Below are 17,459 nucleotides of genomic sequence, written 5' to 3'. Positions count from 1 at the left end.
AGTTTAAGCCTCCAATTCAAAGCGGTAGTCTTCTACCACCGTATTGGCCAACAGCTTCTCGCACATCGCTTTCACCCGAGCTTCCGCTTCGAAGCGATCGTTCGTGTCGAGCGTCAGCTCCATATATTTACCGATGCGGACGCTGTCCACCTCTCTGAACCCCATGGAATGGAGCGCCCCTTGAACGGCTACCCCCTGCGGGTCAAGTACGCTTTGCTTGATCGTGACATAAACGCTCGCTTTAATCATGTTCCTCGTGTTCCTCCTAAGTTTGGACTTGTGCGGCACGGCCGCTTGGTTTCTGGATGGGATGTAATAATTGCTTTTGGTTTTGCCTGGGTCATTTCTTACTTTCTGGCTTGCCTTTCTAACTCCAATGCTTTCTTGCTCGCACGCTTGTCTTCTTGCTCCCTAGCTCCTAGCCTCCTGACCAAAAGGGATCATCCTCAAAAGACTGCCAAAGGGCTTATATTCTGGTCCCTCATTCGCTAACTTTCGAATCCCTAACGGACCGCAGCGACGTTATTTACTCATTTCCCGGATATTTCCCCGGCTAAAGGACTTCACAGACGTTATTTGGCCCCATGCAGCAACTAACTAGGCCGCCCCGGTAAAATAAGGGCTCCTCGGTCCGTAACGTCAGTCTTCCCCATATATCTGGATCAATAAGGGCCCTGTGGTCCGTTAGAGCGAAGGACAATGTTGAGCACAGTCCCTACGCCAACTCTACTCCAGTCAGCCGCCGGTAAATCTCACGGTACCGACGCGTCGTTGCTTCGACCACCTGCGCTGGGAGCGGGTCTGGTTGGCTCTGCTTATCCCACTCGGAACCGGCGAGATACGTACGCACCGGCTCTTTGTCCATACTGTCGATCTCGATGTCCAGCTCGTAGTTCTCTTTGGCCCAAAATCTCGACGCATCCGGCGTAAACATCTCGTCAATGACAATCAACTTGCCGTCCACCAGCCCGAATTCCAGCTTGCAGTCCGCGAGCAGGATGCCGCGTTCCTCGCAATAATCCCGGGCAAAGGCGTACATCTCCAGGCTGCGGTCCCGCAGCTGTTCAGCCAATTCTTGGCCCACTTTGTCCACCATCTCCGCAAACGAGATATCCTCGTCGTGGCCCACGTCATTTTTCGCCGCCGGCGTAAAAATCGGCTCCGCCAGCTTCGCGTTCTTACGCAGCCCTTCCGGTAGCTGGATACCGTTGATCGCGCCGGTCTTCTCATACTGCCGCCAGCCGCCGCCGGTCACATAGCCGCGCACCACGCATTCAATGTCGATGCGTTCGGCCTTGCGGGTCACCATGATCCGGTTGCGCAACGCCTCGCGATGCTCCGCCGGGATCACGTCCCCAAGCCAGTCCACGTCTGTATGGATCACGTGGTTCTCCAACAGATGCTTCGTCTTGTCAAACCAAAACGCGCTCAGCCGGTTCAGCACGTTCCCCTTGTCCGGCACCGCCGGATCGAGCACGTAATCAAATGCGGAGATGCGGTCCGTGACCACGATCAGATAATGCTCGCCAAGATCGTACAGCTCCCGGACCTTGCCTTTGTACAGCAGCGGGACCTTCACCAAATCCGCTGCGGTGGAAATTGCCGGTACCGCCATGAAGCTTCTCCTCCCCTATAACCGCTATCAAGCCACTACTCGATTAATCCAAGCTTCCGGAAAATCGTATCGACATGCTTCAGATGCCAGGACGGATCAAATGCGTCTTCAATTTCTTCTTTACTTAAGACGGCGGTAATTTCCGGCGTCTCTTCAATGATGTCGCGGAATTGACGCTGCGTTTCCCATGCCTGCATCGCGCGCGGTTGCACCGTGTCGTAAGCTTGCTCACGGCTGAAGCCTTTGTCGATCAGCTTCGTCATCACGCGGCCGGAGAACGGTACGCCATACGTGCGAGCCATGTTACGCTTCATATTTTCCGGGAACACCGTCAAGTTCTTCACGATATTGCCAAAGCGGTTCAGCATGTAGTTCAGCAGCATCGTAGCGTCTGGCAGAATCACCCGTTCAACCGAAGAGTGGGAAATGTCGCGTTCATGCCACAGCGTTACGTTTTCGTAAGCCGAAATCATATGGCCGCGGATCACGCGGGACAAGCCGGAGATGTTCTCGCAGCCGATCGGGTTGCGTTTATGCGGCATGGCCGAAGAGCCTTTTTGCCCTTTGGCGAAGGCTTCCTCCACCTCGCGGAATTCGCTCTTCTGCAAAGCGCGGATTTCTGTGGCGAACTTGTCGAGCGACGTCGCGATCAAAGCCAAGGTCGCCATATATTCCGCGTGACGATCGCGTTGCAGCGTCTGCGTGGAAATCGGCGCCGGCGTCGTGCCCAGCTTGCGGCAGACAAATTCCTCTACAAACGGATCGATGTTCGCGTAAGTACCAACGGCACCGGAGATTTTTCCGAATTGAACATTCTCCGCTGCACGGCGGAACCGCTCCAGATTCCGTTTCATTTCCTCGTGCCAAAGCGCCATTTTCAGACCAAACGTGGTTGGCTCAGCATGCACACCGTGGGTCCGGCCCATCATTGGGGTATCTTTATAAGCCAAGGCTTTTTCTTTCAAAATATCGATAAAATTCAAAATATCCCGTTCCAAAATCGCATTGGCCTGCTTCAACAAATACCCCAGCGCCGTGTCTACGACGTCGGTCGAGGTCAAGCCATAATGCACCCATTTCCGTTCCGGGCCCAGGCTTTCCGAGACGGCGCGGGTAAACGCGATCACGTCATGGCGGGTTTCCTGCTCGATCTCATAGATCCGGTTGATGTCAAACGAAGCCTTCTCGCGCAGCAGCGCGGCGTCTTCCTTCGGGATCACGCCAAGCTCGGCCCAAGCCTCGCAGGCGCACAACTCCACTTCCAGCCAGGCCTTAAATTTGTTTTCCTCCGTCCAGATCGCTCTCATTTCCGGTCTGCTGTAGCGTTCGATCATTTACATTCATTCCTCCAAATGTTGGTTTGCTCTATCCAACGCAGCCCGTCCTCCACGTTGCGGCAGATCAGGTTGATATGCCCCATCTTCCGTTTGGGAGCGGCTCCGTGCTTTCCATATAAGTGTACTTTGGGGATCACCGGGAATCCAGTTTCGCCGCCGGCTTCGCCAAACCACTGGCCAGTAACAACGGCCTTGCGCACCGCCTCCAAATGCTCGCCCAGGATGTTGACCATCACGACCGGCGTTAACAGCTCCACCGGCCCCAGCGGCAGATTGCAGATCGCCCGGACATGCTGTTCAAATTGGGAGGTCGTGCAGGCCTCCATCGTGTAATGGCCGGAGTTATGCGGTCTTGGCGCCAGCTCATTGACGAACAGCTCACCATCCTCGGTCAGGAACATCTCCACCGCCAGCAGGCCAACGGCTTCCAAGCCTTCGGCGATTCGGGCCGCAAGCCGTTCCGCCTCCCGTTGCACTTGCTCCTCCACGCGGGCCGGCACGATCGACACATGCAAAATATTGTCGACATGAATATTCTCCGCTGCCGGGAACGTCTTTATTTCTCCGCGCGGGCTGCGCGCCGCGATGACCGACAGCTCCTTAACGAACGGGACAAATTGCTCTAGCACGAGCTCCGTCCCGGCCTTACTCAACTCGGCGTAGGCCGGCGCAATTTCGTCCTCGCCGCGAATGACCCATTGACCTTTGCCGTCATATCCGCCGGTGGCCGTCTTCAGCACGGCCGGGAGGCCGAGCCGGGCCACGGCTGCGCGCAACTCCTCCTCGCTGCCGATCTCCGCGTACGGCGCGACCTTCACGCCCGCTGCTTCGATGGCTCGCTTCTCCCGCAGCCGATGCTGAGTCGTATACAGCAATCGGCTGCCTTGGGGCACGTACGACGCTTCTTCCAACAACGCGGCTACGCCAGCGTCGACGTTTTCGAACTCGTACGTGATCACATCGGCCCGCGCCGCAAGTTCACGCGCCGCGGCCTGGTCGTCGTAGCGGGCCACGATCTGCCCCGCTACTTGGCCGCAAGGCGCATCCGGCGTCGGATCCATGGCTACGAACCGGTAGCCAAGGTTGCTCCCGGCCAGCGCCATCATCCGGCCGAGCTGCCCGCCGCCGAGCACGCCGATCGTCGCGCCCGGCGCAATCACCGGGGTGCCATTACCGCCGCCTGCTTTGCCCATCACGCCGCCGCTCATTCCGCCGCTCCCAACTCCGAGCCGCTCTCCAGCACCTCGGCTTTGATCCGGTCGCGGCGCTCCTGCACCCGGCGCATGACCTCGGGGTCAAATGCGCCCAGGATTTGCGCCGCCAGCAGCCCGGCGTTGATCGCCCCGGCTTTGCCGATCGCCACCGTCGCCACCGGGATGCCGCCCGGCATCTGCACGATCGACAGCAGCGAATCGAGCCCGTTCAGCGCGGCCGACTTCACCGGCACGCCGATGACCGGCAGCGTGGTTTTGGCCGCGACCATGCCCGGCAGGTGGGCGGCTCCGCCCGCCCCCGCGATGATGACCTTCAAACCGCGGCCTGCGGCCTGCTCGGCGAATTCGAACATCAAATCCGGGGTGCGGTGCGCGGATACGACATTTTTTTCGTAAGGAATCTGCAGTTCGTCCAAAACGGCACAGGCATGGGACATCGTCTCCCAGTCCGATTTGCTGCCCATGATTACGGCGACTTGTGCTGTCATGCCTCAACCTCCACGTTTATGTTTTCTTGTAAACCTATCTATAGAATGAGCCGAATACGGAAAAGGGCCCCGAACTTCCTGGAAACAATCGAAGATTTCCCGAAATTCGCGGACCCTGCGAAATACGATACCTGCGTGCGGGCAGCCACAGCCGCGCCGCCGGCAACGCAAAGCCCGGTGCTTACAAGCCCAGGCTCATAAAAAGAAGGCTTTCCGTGCGGAGTAGCCTTACCTTCATCACGTATTCGCTCGTAGTCCGAAAATTTACGGTTCTCGGGTAGAAACTTCCGGGCCCTATTCCCGGCATTATACGAGATTATGATGTTCGGCGGCGAGCCGCCTTTCCTCTCCTAGTGTACCAATGGCGGACACATCATGTCAACTCAAATCCGAACATTAATAGAATGTAAAATCCGAATGTTCGTTTTTGAACAATGTCCCTCTAACGCAAAAAAACCTAGCCTGGTATACAGACTAGGGTATCTATCGAATGCGGCTCTGATATCCACGGATGCGGCTCTGGATCTGAAATCTGCCGCACTTAACTGTAAAAAGTACCTTTAATTTCGCCAATCTCCCGCATTTGAAACCAATTAGATGTAAAAGTTACTGTTAATTTGGACCAAAACTCTATAGATCCAATCAAATGATTAAAATAACAGCAGAATTTCCAGCTAAATTGACAAAATCCCGCCGATTCCCCGAAATTAACATTACTTTTTCCAGTTATTTTATCCTCCAGCCTTACGGCCGGGCGGCAAACACCGATATCAGCAGCCTCCAACGGGAAAGCGCCATCCAACTTCATCCACTCGATATCCAGCGACACCGACATCCAATAACAGTTACTCCCGCTAACCAATCGCCCGTTTCCAATAATCCTCTCATCCGCCCAACTGCTCCTGCACTTCGATAAACAGCACCTGCAGGAACTTCTTAATGTTCACTTTCCCTTTGCTGTTGCCCGGCTCGCGCCCTTCCTCGATCTCCTTCATCTTCAACCGCACATCCTCGAAGTCAAAATAGAGCGGGGCATAATACTCAAACCGGGGATTGCCGTAATCCGTCAAGCCCAGCGAAGCCAGGTTCGTCAGCCCCGCCATCAACGCGCGGCGCAGCCGTTGCTCGATCGCCTTGACCTCCTTGGCGATGTCCTCAGGCTTCGTCTTGTACGTGGCCGCGGTTTGACGATACAACTCCTTCAGCGGCGGCAGATTGCCGCCAGCTTCGCCTCCCCGCTCCAGCAGCAACTCCATGATGGCGATCATATCGCGGCTGCCGCTTTCGCCAATCAAGCCCATATTCATCAGAATCGGTTGGATCGCCTCGCGAACCGTGCGCTTGTTCTGAGTAGCGAGCGGTGCGCTGCGCAAGCCCTCCAGCTTCTTCAGACTCGATTTGATTTCATCTAAATAATGTCCTAACGCATAGCGTTCGTTGACCTTCCGCAGCACCGTCTCCACTTCGATCCGGTTGATCGGCTTGCGGATGAAGAACTCAATCCCGCTTCGGTACGCCCGTCCAACCATATCTTGATTTTCGATCTGGGAGATCATCACGAACCTGGAGCTGCAGCCTTGGGCGCGCAAGGAATCGATCACCTCGATTCCGTCCTGATCGGGCATCAGCAAATCCATCAGCACGATATCCGGCGGCTCGCTTAAAATTTGCCGCACCCCCTCCGCTCCGCCGCCGGCCGTCCCCGTCACCTCGCCCAGACCGCTGTCCTCGATAATGTGCTGCAGCATTTTTCGCGCACTGGCATCATCGTCAACGATACAAAAAGAGAGCGGCATCGGATAACCTCCTCACACTTTGGGTTAGTAGCGGTTTGCCAAGGATACGGTTGAATTGCAAACAGCTTTAAGCCGGCGCCACCGACTTCTGCAAGCTTGGGGTTGGAATCCGGATTTGAACCATCGCTCCGCCCAGCCCGGGTGCCGTCCCCAGGGAGATATCCCCGCCAAACCGGGCCACGATGTCGCGCACATGGGATAACCCAATCCCCGTCGCCGCGACGCCTTCCTCATCAAATTTGGTCGTAAAACCCGGTTCAAAGACCAGCTCCCGCTCGTCCTGCGGGAAGCCACTCCCGCTGTCGCTCACCGTGAGCAAGGTCCATCCCGCCTGCTCGCGAACCTCCAAATGAATCTGCCCCTGGCCCTGGATCGCCTCCACCGCATTGGCCGTCAAGTTCCCCAGCAGCGTAAGCAAGGGAATGTAGTTGGCGGTGTCGTAATCCAGGGTGATTTTCTGCGTAAAAACGACCTGCTTTCCCAACATATCGGCATACTGCCGCGTACTGTCGATGGTATATTGGACCAAGCTCGACAACGGCATATCCCCCGGGACTTCGCGGTCCGTCAACTTGATCAGCCCGGCCAAAATCCGCTGCGAATCCTTCTTCACCTCATGGATCTGCTCCGTCATCCCCAAGATGTGACGCTTGTGCTCCTCCAGGCCTTCTTCCGTTAACCGCCGGTACAACTCATAGCTGCGCAAGGTCAGCTCCTCCAGGGTGCCAATGGATTTCTTCAGGTAAAAGACCTCTCCATATAAACCGGAGCTAAAGCTAAGCATCTGCTCAATCCGCCGATTCTGCTCCTTCTGCACGATTCGCATCCGGCTGACGGAAATGCTGCTGTAAATCCCGGTAACAAAATACGTACGCAGCATGGCAATCATCATGAGAAACGTCCACTCGTTCAGTTTAAACGTAGCTGTGCCGGTCACAAGCAACCGAGTCAGCAGCTCCGACTCATTGGACATCAGGTCGATGACCGCGGTCACGGCCCCTAGCACCAAGGGATAGAAGCGGTCCAAACGCCGCTTGATCAGGGTCATCCCTAGGGCGAATACGATATAATACACCGCCGCCGAGCAATGCCTTGTCACGCTTTCAGCCACGGTCAAGCCGTTGCTCAGCACCTGATCCAATCCCGTACGAAACAGCAGCACCACTACGCCGGTTATGACGCCCGTGACGAGATACGGCAACTGCCGCAGCAGCAGCAAAAACAACAAAAACGCGCTGCTCCCCAGACCAATCCGAAAAATACCGCCAACAAACGGATTAATCTTCAGTTCCCCCGCCAAGGCCGTCCCGATCGCAACGACCACAATCTGAACGTAAGCGGATCTTTGAAAGGACTTTATGACAACGCTCCGCATCCCCGCTCCCCCGGATCCCGTGAGTTATTTTGCCCCTTATCGTACCACATCCGGGGAAGGATGACTATGCCTTATATACCATTATATGTTAGTGTTATGTCAGTTGATGCCTAGGCTCGCCGTGCCTCCAATTGCCTTGAGATCACCGAAAGCACAAAGTTGACGGTAAAATAGATCAACGCCACCAGCAGCAGAATCGGTATCGTATACGTGTAGCCGTGACCGATGACAATCCCGGCGTGGTGCATCAGCTCCGGCAAGGAGATGACCACGGCCAGCGACGTGTCCTTGAGCAGCGAGATGAACTGGCTCACTAATGGCGGCACCATCCGCCGCAAGCCTTGGGGCAGCACGATGTGCCATAGTGTCTGCACGGCGCTGAGTCCTGACGAACGGGCCGCTTCGATTTGCCCTTTGTCAATGGAGGCGAGACCGCTGCGCACGATTTCCGAGATCATCGCGGCCTCAAAGATCGTCAGCCCGGTCACCGTCGCGGCCACAAGCCCGAGCTTGATGCCGACCTCCGGCAAGGCAAATCGCATGAAGAAGATGATCAGCAGCAGAGGCAAATTGCGGATGAGCTCAACCCCCACCAGCATGATCGGCGACAGCACGGGCAGCTTCGTATACCGAATCACGCCCACGATACAGCCAATCAGGAAGCTTAGCACGATGGACAGCCCGGCGACGATCAACGTCACGTATAGCCCATCCGCCAAGAAGCGCAAATTCTCCGCACTGTACGCCCCCGCAAAATCCATCGAACTTCAGGCCTCCTTTCAGTATTTTTTCTCAAGTCTTCGCTCCCACACCCTCACTCCATAACTTAAAGGCAAGGTCAGCACCAAATAGAACAACGCCACAAAAATATAAGTATCAAACGTCCGGTACGTATGGGCATTCACGATGTCGGCAAAATACATCAGGTCGAGCCCCGCCACGATTGTCAACACCGAGGAGTTTTTGATTAAATTGATAAACTGGTTCCCGAGCGGCGGAATAACCAGCTTGATCGCTTGCGGCAGGATAATATGCAGCATCGTCTGCACGTAGCTCAACCCGGACGAGCGGGCCGCCTCCGTTTGCCCTTGGGGGATGGCCAGAATCCCGGCGCGGATCGCTTCTGCAATGAACGAAGATGTGTATACCGCAAGCCCGATCGTTCCCGCCGTGAAACCGTCAAGCGGTAAACCTAAAGCTGCTGGCCCATAATAGAAAATGTATACGACAAGCAGCAGCGGAATATTGCGGATAAATTCCACGTAACCTGTTCCGAACCAGCGCAGGGGCCGGACGGGGGCGATGCGGAACACAGCGATTAAGGCGCCCAGCACGAAGCTTCCCACCAGCGCCAGCAAGCTGGATAGCACCGTTCCCCGGAACCCTTCCAGGTACACGTCAAAATAGTCAGTTAGAATCGTAAAATCCATAACGAATTATTCGCCCGGCTTCTTGCCGATCCATTTTTCGTAAATCTTGTCGTACTCTCCGCTGTCGTGAAGCTCCTTCAATGTATCGTTTATTGCCTGCACAATGTCCGAGTTGCCTTTCTGCACCGCAATGCCGTAAGGTTCATCGGTAAACGGCTTGCCGACCACCTCATAATTCGGATCTTGGGCAGCCATACCGTAAAGAATCGCATCATCCGTTGTCAGCGCATCGCCTTGCCCCGCCTTCAGGGCGTTAAACGCATCCTGATAGTTATCGAACTCCAGCACCTTGATACCTTCCACTTTCTCGCGGATATTTTTCACCGAGGTTGAGCCTTTGCTGCCCAGCACCGTCGAATCGGCCGTCAGGCTTTCGATGCCTGTGATCGGGCTGCCCTTTTTCACCAGCAGCGACTGCCCTGCCTGGAAGTAGACGTCGGAGAAATCGACTTCCTTCTTCCGCTCCTCGGTAATCGTCATCGTAGCTACGATCATATCGATCTCACCGTTATTCAGCATCGGAATCCGCGTCTTCGAAGTGACTTCCTTCAGCTCCAGCGCGTTTTCATCGCCGAGAATGTGCTTGGCGATCGCCTTGGAGATATCGATGTCGAAGCCCTCGACGTTGCCGGTGGACGGGTCTTTGAGACCAAACAGCTTCGTGTCGTACTTCACGCCAACCACCAGTTTGCCGCGATCCTTGATTTTCGCCAAAGCTCCGGTTCCGCTCTCCCCGGTTGCCGGAGCGGCATTCCCGCCGTTCCCGGCTGTGTTGCCGCCTGCCCCATTACTTGCACATCCGGCCAGCACCGTCAACGCACATACCACCGCAATACTGATTAGCCTCCAACGCTTCTTCATTTCTCTTCCTCCCCTTGATTATCGATTAATTTAGTGGCTCAACAGACGGCTCAGGAACGCACGCGTCCGCTCTTCCCGCGGGTTCGCGAAGAACTCCTCCGGCCCTGCTTCCTCCACGATTTGCCCTTGATCCATAAAAACAATCCGGTCCGCCACCTCCCGGGCAAACCCCATCTCATGCGTGACCACCACCATCGTCATGCCTTCGCGGGCGAGCGTCCGCATGACATCCAGCACCTCGCCTACCATTTCCGGATCCAGCGCCGAGGTGGGTTCGTCGAATAGCATAATCTTCGGCTTCATCGCCAGCCCCCGGGCGATCGCCACCCGTTGCCGCTGCCCGCCCGACAGTTGGGACGGATACGCGGACGCCTTATCGGCGATGCCCACCTTCTCCAGATAAAACATCGCCGTCTGCTCCGCCTCCGCTTTGGAGATGCCCAGCACCTTAATCGGCGCCAGCGTGATATTGTCGATCACCTTTTTGTGCGGGTACAAATTAAAGTGCTGAAAGACCATTCCGATATCCCGGCGCAGCTTATTGATATCTGTCTTGCGGTCATGGACCGGGAGGCCGCCTACCGTCAGCTCGCCGTTCGTAATCGTCTCCAGCCGGTTAATGCAGCGCAGCATCGTGCTTTTCCCTGAACCCGACGGGCCAACAACGACCACGACTTCCCCTTCCTCAACTTGTAAATTAATCCCCTTCAGTACATGAAAATGACCAAAATGCTTATCTACCTGTCGAAAGCGAATCAACGGCAGCCCTCCTTTCGACCGCACATCCCTGAAGTCGATGTGAGTAATCGTAACATTTGAACATAACCTTACTTTGGAGACTATAAAAAACTACAATTCCCTACACGCCGACTAGAAAATCGCCCAAAAAAATTTGGGCATCTTCCTCAATCCTGTCGGACAAGCGTTAGTTTTCCTTACAGGAATCTTCCTTGATGGAGTTGAAGGAGTTAAGTTCTACACACGCCAAAAGTTCTAACGCTTGGGTTAGACGCTATTTGCGCTAAAATCGGAGCGTGCAACTTGTAACGCTTATGGGAGAGCTTATTTCGGAGTTTTCTCCCGAAAAAGGCGGCTCCCAACTCAAATAAGCACGCTGGTCAGCGTTAGAAAAAAAATCTAGTGTTTTTCGCCTCAATAAGCTTTCTGGCAAGCGTTAAAACCGATACCCAGCACAACATGCTTCCAACAAGCAAAAAAGCCCAACCGAAATGATTCGGTCAGGCTTCTTGTAACAAGCTGGCTCTTATTATTTCACGACGAGCACCGGGATCCGGGCATGCTGGACGACGTTATGGCTGACGCTGCCAAGCACGAATTCGCGGATGCCGCCCAGTCCGCGGCTGCCAATGACGATCAGATCCGCCCCGCTCTTCTGAGCGTACTCCAGAATCGTCTCTGCCGGAGCCCCTTGAACCATTTCGACTTTAGGCTCCAGACCTGCGGCCACAACGCGTTTCTTCGCTTCCTCTACCGTTCTCTCTGCGAGCTCATAGAAATCCTTGTTCATGGAAGCAGGTACCGGCACAAAGCCCTCGGCCACGTAAAAACGCGGGAAGTCGTACACATGCAGGACCTCCAGCTTGGCTTCGGGCGTCGTTTTGCACAACTCAATGGCTTTGTCCAGCGCTTTGTTTGCTGCTTTCGAACCGTCGTACGCGGCTAAAATCTTATGGAATAGCATGGAAAGCACCTCACTTGTCCCAAGAGTTTATATCATAAAATACCCATAAAGTACGGCGTTGAAAAGAAGCAGCAGCGGAATGCCCACCCGGAAGCTGAAGTGCTTCGTTTTATGGCGTTTGGTATTCATGGCAACCAGTACACCCAGCGCTCCGCCCAGTGCAGCAAGCAGAAACAGCGTTCGCTCCGGGATCCGTTCACGTCTCTGCCTCGCCCGCCTCTTGTCATCGGACATCACCAGATAGGCGACCGCATTGATAAATAGAAACCATACGAGTAAGCCCGTCCTCATCTTCGCCGCCCCCTTCGAGCTCCTGGCTCGATTATTGCTTAGTATTTCCACCAAATAGATAAATCTATTATACCTCAATCCAACCGCCCTCCGCATCTTGCCGCCCATACGCCTCATACAAAAGAAAGCTCCCCTAACGGGGAGCTGCAGACGCATCCATATTAAGATTCGTTCTTTGAAATTCCATTCAGATTGGGCGCAACTTCCGCCTGTTTCTTGGGCTTAGCCGCGATGGATGGTTCCATAATGCTCGACTTATTCTGCTGGTTCTCGGTCTTCCGCGCTTTATGATGCGGCACCTTCATCACCTCCGCTATTTAGCGTCTCGAATAAGCTGCCGATTTATTCGGCGTTATCGGGTGATGGCATGCCGCCAAAGCCTGCGCCGCACCTCCATGCCGTGACCGTGCCCTAATCAGCCGGTTCTGCCATCATCGCCAGGCTGCTGTCATCTGGGGATCGAGCTTAATCGTCGCTCTGCTTCTCCAACGCTGCCTTCAGCAGTTCTCCAAGATTGATGCCGCCGGACTCCTGCTTCTGGGCATACTGCTTCACGAGCCGTTGCTGCTCGCGCTTGCTCATATGCTTATCCTTGTCTTTCCCGAGCACCTCGGTGATCCCGCAGGACAGGCACTGCACATACTTGCCGGCTTTGCCTTCCTTGAGCTCCATCTTCTTGTGGCATTGCGGACAACGACGGTTGGACAGACGTTTCTCGCCGGATCGGCGATAACCGCAATCCTCGCTAGGGCAGACCAGCATCAAGCCGCGCCCGGTCTTCTTCTCAAGCAGCCTTGTCCCGCATTCCGGGCAATGGCTGTTGGAGACGTTATGCGGCTTATACGTCGCATCACTGCGCTTCACGCCTTGCACCAGGTTGATCGCCATCTCACGGATTCCGCTGAGGAACGGCCCCGGCTGACCTTGCCCGCGGGCGATCCGTTCCAGCTCAGCTTCCCAGCGGGCCGTCAACTCCGGCGTACGCAAATCAGCCGGCGCCAGCTCGATGAGCTGCTTCCCTTTGCCGGTCGGATGCAGGTAATTCCCTTGCCGCTCGATCGTGTCGGAGCTGATCAGCTTCTCGATGATGTCCGCCCGCGTTGCCGGCGTGCCCAGCCCATGCTTCTCCATTTGGGTCAGCAGGGCAGCTTCTGTGTAGCGCTTCGGCGGCTGGGTCCGTCCCGGCGTCACGCGGCAGCGCTGCACCTTCACCGCCTCACCTTGAGTGAGCTCCGGCAGCACGGAGCCGCTCTCGGCATCGTCCTCGCCGCCTTCTTCCTCTTCCATGACCTGCCCGTCATAAACCGCCCGCCATCCGGCATCCTTAATCGTCGTCCCCTTGGCATGCAGCGTCTCCCCCGCAATTTGCACCGTCACGCTAACTTGATCAAACCTTGCCGGCGGATAAAATAAACTGATAAATCGCCGAACAATTAAATCGTAGAGCTTGCGTTCATCCGTGTTCAGCGCGTTCAACAGCACCGTTTGTTCCGTTGGAATAATCGCATGGTGGTCGGTGACCTTGCTGTCGTCAACCACCCGCTTGCTCAGATGCAAAGAACCCCGCAGCAACGGCCGCGCCAAACTCGCGTAAAGGCCGACAGCCACACTCGTCAGGCGCTCTTTCAGCGTACCCGTCATATCCGAAGTCAAATACCGCGAATCGGTCCGCGGATACGTCACTAACTTATGCTGCTCGTAGAGCCGTTGCAGCACGTTAGAGGTCTGCTTGGCCGAAAAGCCCAGAAGTCGGTTGGCATCCCGCTGCAGCTCGGTCAAATCGTATGCCAGCGGATGGGGCACGGTTTTTTCATGCTTAACCAGCTTAACGATTTGGCCGGAAGCGCCCTCCAGTTTCTGTTTCAACGCATTTAACTTCTCCGGGTCAAAAATACGCGCATCGCCGTTCCCGCCGCGCCATACCGCCTCAAACTTGCCGAAGTCCGCGCGCAGCACATGATACTCCTCCGAGCGGAAGCGGAGAATTTCATTCTCCCGCTGCATGATCATGCCAAGTGTCGGCGTCTGCACCCGTCCAGCCGAGAGTGGCGCGCCAAACTTGGTGGTCAGCGCCCGGGTCACGTTCAGCCCCACCATCCAGTCGGCTTCGGCCCGGCAGCGCGCCGATTGGTACAAGCGCTCATATTGATTGCCCGGCTTCAGCGACGCGAACCCTTCCTTGATCGCTTTGTCCGTTTGCGACGAAATCCACAACCGCTTAAATGGCTTATTCCATTTAGCCATTTCCATGATCCAGCGGGCGAGCAGCTCGCCTTCGCGGGCGGCGTCCGTCGCCACGATCAGCTCGCCGATATCCTGACGGCGCATCAGCTGCTGCACCGCCTTAAACTGGTGGCTGGTCTCGCGCAGCACCTTGAGCTTCATTTTTTCCGGTAAAATCGGCAAATCCTCCAGCGCCCACGTGGCATATTTCTTATCATAATCCTCCGGCTCGGCCAATCCCACCAGATGGCCTAATGCCCAGGTCACTACATATTTGGACCCTTCAAAATGGCTTTTATGCTTATCCCGGCTGCCGATGACTCGCGCGATCTCTCTGGCAACCGAGGGCTTCTCGGCTAATACCAACGTTTTCATAAGTTCGATCGGACACTCCTTTCCACTGAACCATTATAGCATTCAAGCAACAGTTGCTTGAAATTTAAAACATGATATACTCATGTTTAGTACCAGGTACTAATATCTGATCACAAAAAAATCCTTCTCGACCTAAAGGAGTGATACCGATGGCCATACAAACACCCCCATCCAAGGCCCGCATTACCGCACTTGGAACCTATGTTCCTGAAAAAATCCTGACCAACGCGGATTTGGAGCAGCTCGTGGATACGAGCAACGAGTGGATTGTGCAGCGCACGGGGATTAAGGAAAGACATATTACCGCCGAGAATGAGTTCACCTCCCACCTAAGTATTAAGGCGGTGGAGCGGCTTCGCGAGACGTACAAGACTTCGCTGGACGACGTCGACTTCATCATCACCTCGACGACAACGCCGGATTATTCGTTTCCGACCGTGTCTTGCCGGATTCAGGAGCATTTTGGCATGGAACAGGCGGGAGCGATTGATTTAAACGCAACCTGCGCCGGGTTCGCTTATGCTCTTCATTTGGCGAACGGCATGATCAGCGCCGGTCTGCATCGCAAAATCCTTGTCGTGGCCGGGGAAACGATGTCCAAAATCACCGACTATACCGACCGCAGCACCTGCATCCTGTTCGGGGACGGAGCCGGAGCTGTGCTGGTCGAGGCAACTTCTGAGGCTGAAGCCGAATGGCCGGGTTTCGAATCGTTTGTTCTCGGAACCAACGGCGCCGGCGGCATCCATGTGTACCGCACCGGTCTGTCGGATCAAATGAACGGGCAGCCCCTCGAAGGCAAAGGCAAAATCGTACAAAACGGCCGCGAGGTGTTCAAATGGGCCGTCCGAACCGTGACCACCGGAATTGAGCAACTGCTGGAGCAGGCGGGCCTGGCTCGCGAGGACATCGACTGGTTTGTGCCGCATAGCGCTAACCTGCGCATGATCGAGTCAATCTGCGAGAAAGCGGATCTCCCTCTCGCCAAAACCCTGCAAAGCGTGCAGGACATGGGAAATACGTCCTCTGCCTCCATCCCGCTGGCGTTGCAGGCCGGCGTTGACGCGGGCCGCTTGAAATATGGCGACCGCGTGCTGGTGTACGGCTTTGGCAGCGGCTTAACCCATGCCGGCTTGATCCTGCGCTGGGGTGCGTGATCTGTCTGTCCGCACGGCCCTTTGCGTCATTATCCCTTTTGGTAAGGGAGTATGCTGGGGCTTCAATTCACTTGACTCTAACTTCTATCTGACCAAACGGGATCATCCTGCAAAGCGCCGGGCGGAAGAGGTGAAGCCTCAGCTCTTCTGCTCCTCTGCTCTTGATCTCCGTTTCGGAGCGTTCCCTTTTCAACCTGCAGGCTTCCAGGTACAATAACAGGAGTCATTCATTACGATCCGCCCCATCTTGTGTCCGAAGGAGATGCCGTACGATGCCTACTCTCAGAGAACTGTTTACCGATCTGGACTTTCAGGAAGCGTTGGACCGGAAGCTGCGCGTCCGCGTATTCCGCGACGATCACATGATCGATAACGGCAGCATTATTGTCCGTTTCACAGATGACACCATTATCACGCAGGCTGGAGTAGACGAGTTGTCCTACCATCCACGCCGGGAATGCCAATTTTTTGAGTTAAAAAAATAACTCCAAGGGACGGCAACCGAGCGAGCTCTCTCCGGGTTCGTCCCTTTGTTCTTATGTCCCTTCGCCCGACCTTAACTTGCCTTCCCTTCCTGCCCTGTCGGTAAGACTGGATTTTCCATAGTTACGGCAGGCGTTTCTTTGCCATAGCGAATAAAGATCCATACCCCGCACAAGATGAGCACGCCGGCTGACAGCTGCAGCGGAGTTAAGCTTTCCTTCAGCAGCAACCACGCCAGCAGAGAGGCAAATACCGGCTCGCCGAGAACGGCCATCGACACCGCCGAAGCGCTGAGGTATTTCATCAGCCAGTTGAACAGGTAATGGCCAAATAACGTAGGGACGATCGCCAGCAGGAGGAAAATGCCCCATTCCCGCGGCTCATAGCCGGTAAACCGGATGCCGGCAGCTGCATTGTATACCGCCATCGACGTTCCTGCCACGGCAAACACGAGGAAGTTATAAACAAACGCGCTGATCGTCTGTAGCAGCTGCTTGCCGACCAGGATATGAATCGCGACCGCAATCGTCCCGAGCAGAGAGAGCAAATCTCCGGTCACGGCCTTGCCGGACAAGGCGAAATCTCCGGAGCCGATCGCGATCGAGCCGATGCATGCCAGCGTAATACCGAGGATCATCGCTTTATTGATTTTTGCCCCAAACAAGAAGAACGACCCGAACATCACGATGATGGGCTCCAGTGTTAGAAGGACCGTGGAGCTTGCGACCGTCGTCAAGCGCAGCGAACCCATCCATAGCAGGAAATGCAGCCCCAGCATCAGCCCCGAAAACAAAAGGCGCCCCCATTGCTTGCCAGTCAGTCGCGCAATTTCTCCCCGGTAGCGCCACAGCAGCGGCAGCATCAATACGTTCGTGATATACATCCGGTACATGGCAATCACCGACACTTCGGCATTGGACCAGCGGATGAAGATGGAAGAAAACGAGATGGCGATAATGCCGATCACGTAGAGGATTTCATATTTACCCATGGACTTCGTGGTGGTGTGCATATGCGTTAAGGTCCCATCTTTCTCATGAAATTTTGTCACCCGATCGGGCTGCAAACCACTTCATTATAGCGGAGTCACAGCCGTTCCTCAATCGAAAAAA

At 55.4% G+C, this 17,459-nt stretch carries 19 protein-coding genes and 1 riboswitch; of the genes, 2 read left to right on the top strand and 17 right to left on the bottom strand.

All coding sequences use genetic code 11. From position 1 onward, the window contains the following. Positions 1-3: 3 nt before the first annotated feature. The 16 genes from purS to ACL02P_RS21680 all read right to left on the bottom strand — a co-directional run bounded on the left by purS (position 4) and on the right by ACL02P_RS21680 (position 14,707). A complete protein-coding gene (gene purS / locus ACL02P_RS21755) occupies positions 4-249 on the bottom strand; it encodes a phosphoribosylformylglycinamidine synthase subunit PurS (protein ID WP_009224523.1) in 246 nt (81 codons plus the stop codon). 466 nt (positions 250-715) lie between these two features. Then, a complete protein-coding gene (locus ACL02P_RS21750) occupies positions 716-1,615 on the bottom strand; it encodes a phosphoribosylaminoimidazolesuccinocarboxamide synthase (RefSeq protein ID WP_412838063.1) in 900 nt (299 codons plus the stop codon). A 35-nt stretch (positions 1,616-1,650) separates the two neighbouring features. Next, complete coding sequence (gene purB / locus ACL02P_RS21745) at positions 1,651-2,949, bottom strand: adenylosuccinate lyase (protein WP_009224521.1); 1,299 nt, start codon at positions 2,947-2,949, stop codon at positions 1,651-1,653. After that, positions 2,946-4,160 carry a 5-(carboxyamino)imidazole ribonucleotide synthase gene (gene purK, locus ACL02P_RS21740; RefSeq protein WP_009224520.1) on the bottom strand — a complete coding sequence of 405 codons (1,215 nt, stop codon included), beginning with the start codon at positions 4,158-4,160 and terminating at the stop codon, positions 2,946-2,948. Before purK ends, purB begins: the two co-directional genes overlap by 4 nt. Next, positions 4,157-4,654 (bottom strand): 5-(carboxyamino)imidazole ribonucleotide mutase, encoded by a 498-nt coding sequence (gene purE, locus ACL02P_RS21735; RefSeq protein ID WP_260070681.1) that lies wholly within the window; start codon positions 4,652-4,654, stop codon positions 4,157-4,159. Before purE ends, purK begins: the two co-directional genes overlap by 4 nt. Positions 4,655-4,886: 232 nt before the next feature. Beyond that, positions 4,887-4,988: riboswitch (purine riboswitch) on the bottom strand. A gap of 207 nt (positions 4,989-5,195) precedes the next feature. Continuing rightward, the gene (locus ACL02P_RS21730) at positions 5,196-5,489 is read right to left on the bottom strand and encodes a hypothetical protein (RefSeq protein WP_339301425.1); all 294 of its coding nucleotides are present in this window, start codon (positions 5,487-5,489) and stop codon (positions 5,196-5,198) included. A 49-nt stretch (positions 5,490-5,538) separates the two neighbouring features. Then, positions 5,539-6,450 (bottom strand): response regulator, encoded by a 912-nt coding sequence (locus ACL02P_RS21725; protein ID WP_339301423.1) that lies wholly within the window; start codon positions 6,448-6,450, stop codon positions 5,539-5,541. A 67-nt stretch (positions 6,451-6,517) separates the two neighbouring features. After that, on the bottom strand, positions 6,518-7,825 hold the full coding sequence (locus ACL02P_RS21720; protein ID WP_412838062.1) for an ATP-binding protein: 1,308 nt from the start codon (positions 7,823-7,825) through the stop codon (positions 6,518-6,520). A gap of 110 nt (positions 7,826-7,935) precedes the next feature. Further along, positions 7,936-8,586: an amino acid ABC transporter permease gene (locus ACL02P_RS21715; protein ID WP_009224515.1), complete on the bottom strand. Its 651-nt coding sequence runs from the start codon at positions 8,584-8,586 to the stop codon at positions 7,936-7,938. Positions 8,587-8,604: 18 nt separating this feature from the next. Next, positions 8,605-9,255 (bottom strand): amino acid ABC transporter permease, encoded by a 651-nt coding sequence (locus ACL02P_RS21710; RefSeq protein ID WP_412838061.1) that lies wholly within the window; start codon positions 9,253-9,255, stop codon positions 8,605-8,607. A gap of 6 nt (positions 9,256-9,261) precedes the next feature. Further along, positions 9,262-10,116, bottom strand: a complete 855-nt coding sequence (locus tag ACL02P_RS21705) for a glutamate ABC transporter substrate-binding protein (protein ID WP_260070685.1) — start codon at positions 10,114-10,116, stop codon at positions 9,262-9,264. A gap of 30 nt (positions 10,117-10,146) precedes the next feature. Continuing rightward, entirely contained in the window at positions 10,147-10,875 is a 729-nt protein-coding gene (locus ACL02P_RS21700) for an amino acid ABC transporter ATP-binding protein (RefSeq protein WP_036644873.1), read from the bottom strand. Positions 10,876-11,383: 508 nt separating this feature from the next. Next, complete coding sequence (locus ACL02P_RS21695; RefSeq protein ID WP_009224511.1) at positions 11,384-11,818, bottom strand: universal stress protein; 435 nt, start codon at positions 11,816-11,818, stop codon at positions 11,384-11,386. Positions 11,819-11,845: 27 nt separating this feature from the next. Beyond that, positions 11,846-12,109, bottom strand: a complete 264-nt coding sequence (locus ACL02P_RS21690) for a DUF1294 domain-containing protein (RefSeq protein ID WP_036644872.1) — start codon at positions 12,107-12,109, stop codon at positions 11,846-11,848. A 161-nt stretch (positions 12,110-12,270) separates the two neighbouring features. Continuing rightward, entirely contained in the window at positions 12,271-12,408 is a 138-nt protein-coding gene (locus tag ACL02P_RS21685; RefSeq protein ID WP_164744170.1) for a hypothetical protein, read from the bottom strand. A 166-nt stretch (positions 12,409-12,574) separates the two neighbouring features. Beyond that, entirely contained in the window at positions 12,575-14,707 is a 2,133-nt protein-coding gene (locus ACL02P_RS21680) for a DNA topoisomerase III (protein ID WP_412838060.1), read from the bottom strand. Positions 14,708-14,856: 149 nt separating this feature from the next. Between ACL02P_RS21680 and ACL02P_RS21675 the strand changes: the two genes are divergently transcribed. Together ACL02P_RS21675 and ACL02P_RS21670 are read left to right on the top strand one after the other, a co-directional pair. Continuing rightward, positions 14,857-15,864 carry a ketoacyl-ACP synthase III gene (locus ACL02P_RS21675; protein ID WP_009224507.1) on the top strand — a complete coding sequence of 336 codons (1,008 nt, stop codon included), beginning with the start codon at positions 14,857-14,859 and terminating at the stop codon, positions 15,862-15,864. Positions 15,865-16,136: 272 nt separating this feature from the next. Beyond that, a complete protein-coding gene (locus ACL02P_RS21670) occupies positions 16,137-16,349 on the top strand; it encodes a hypothetical protein (RefSeq protein WP_009224505.1) in 213 nt (70 codons plus the stop codon). Positions 16,350-16,420: 71 nt separating this feature from the next. Here ACL02P_RS21670 and ACL02P_RS21665 read toward each other — a convergent pair whose 3' ends face one another. Beyond that, positions 16,421-17,359 (bottom strand): DMT family transporter, encoded by a 939-nt coding sequence (locus ACL02P_RS21665; RefSeq protein ID WP_412838273.1) that lies wholly within the window; start codon positions 17,357-17,359, stop codon positions 16,421-16,423. Between the last annotated feature and the right edge of the window lie 100 nt (positions 17,360-17,459).

This window comes from Paenibacillus sp. MB22_1 (assembly GCF_047200555.1).
GTDB lineage: Bacteria > Bacillota > Bacilli > Paenibacillales > Paenibacillaceae > Fontibacillus > Fontibacillus phoenicis.
This window is presented reverse-complemented; position numbering and strand designations above follow the sequence as displayed.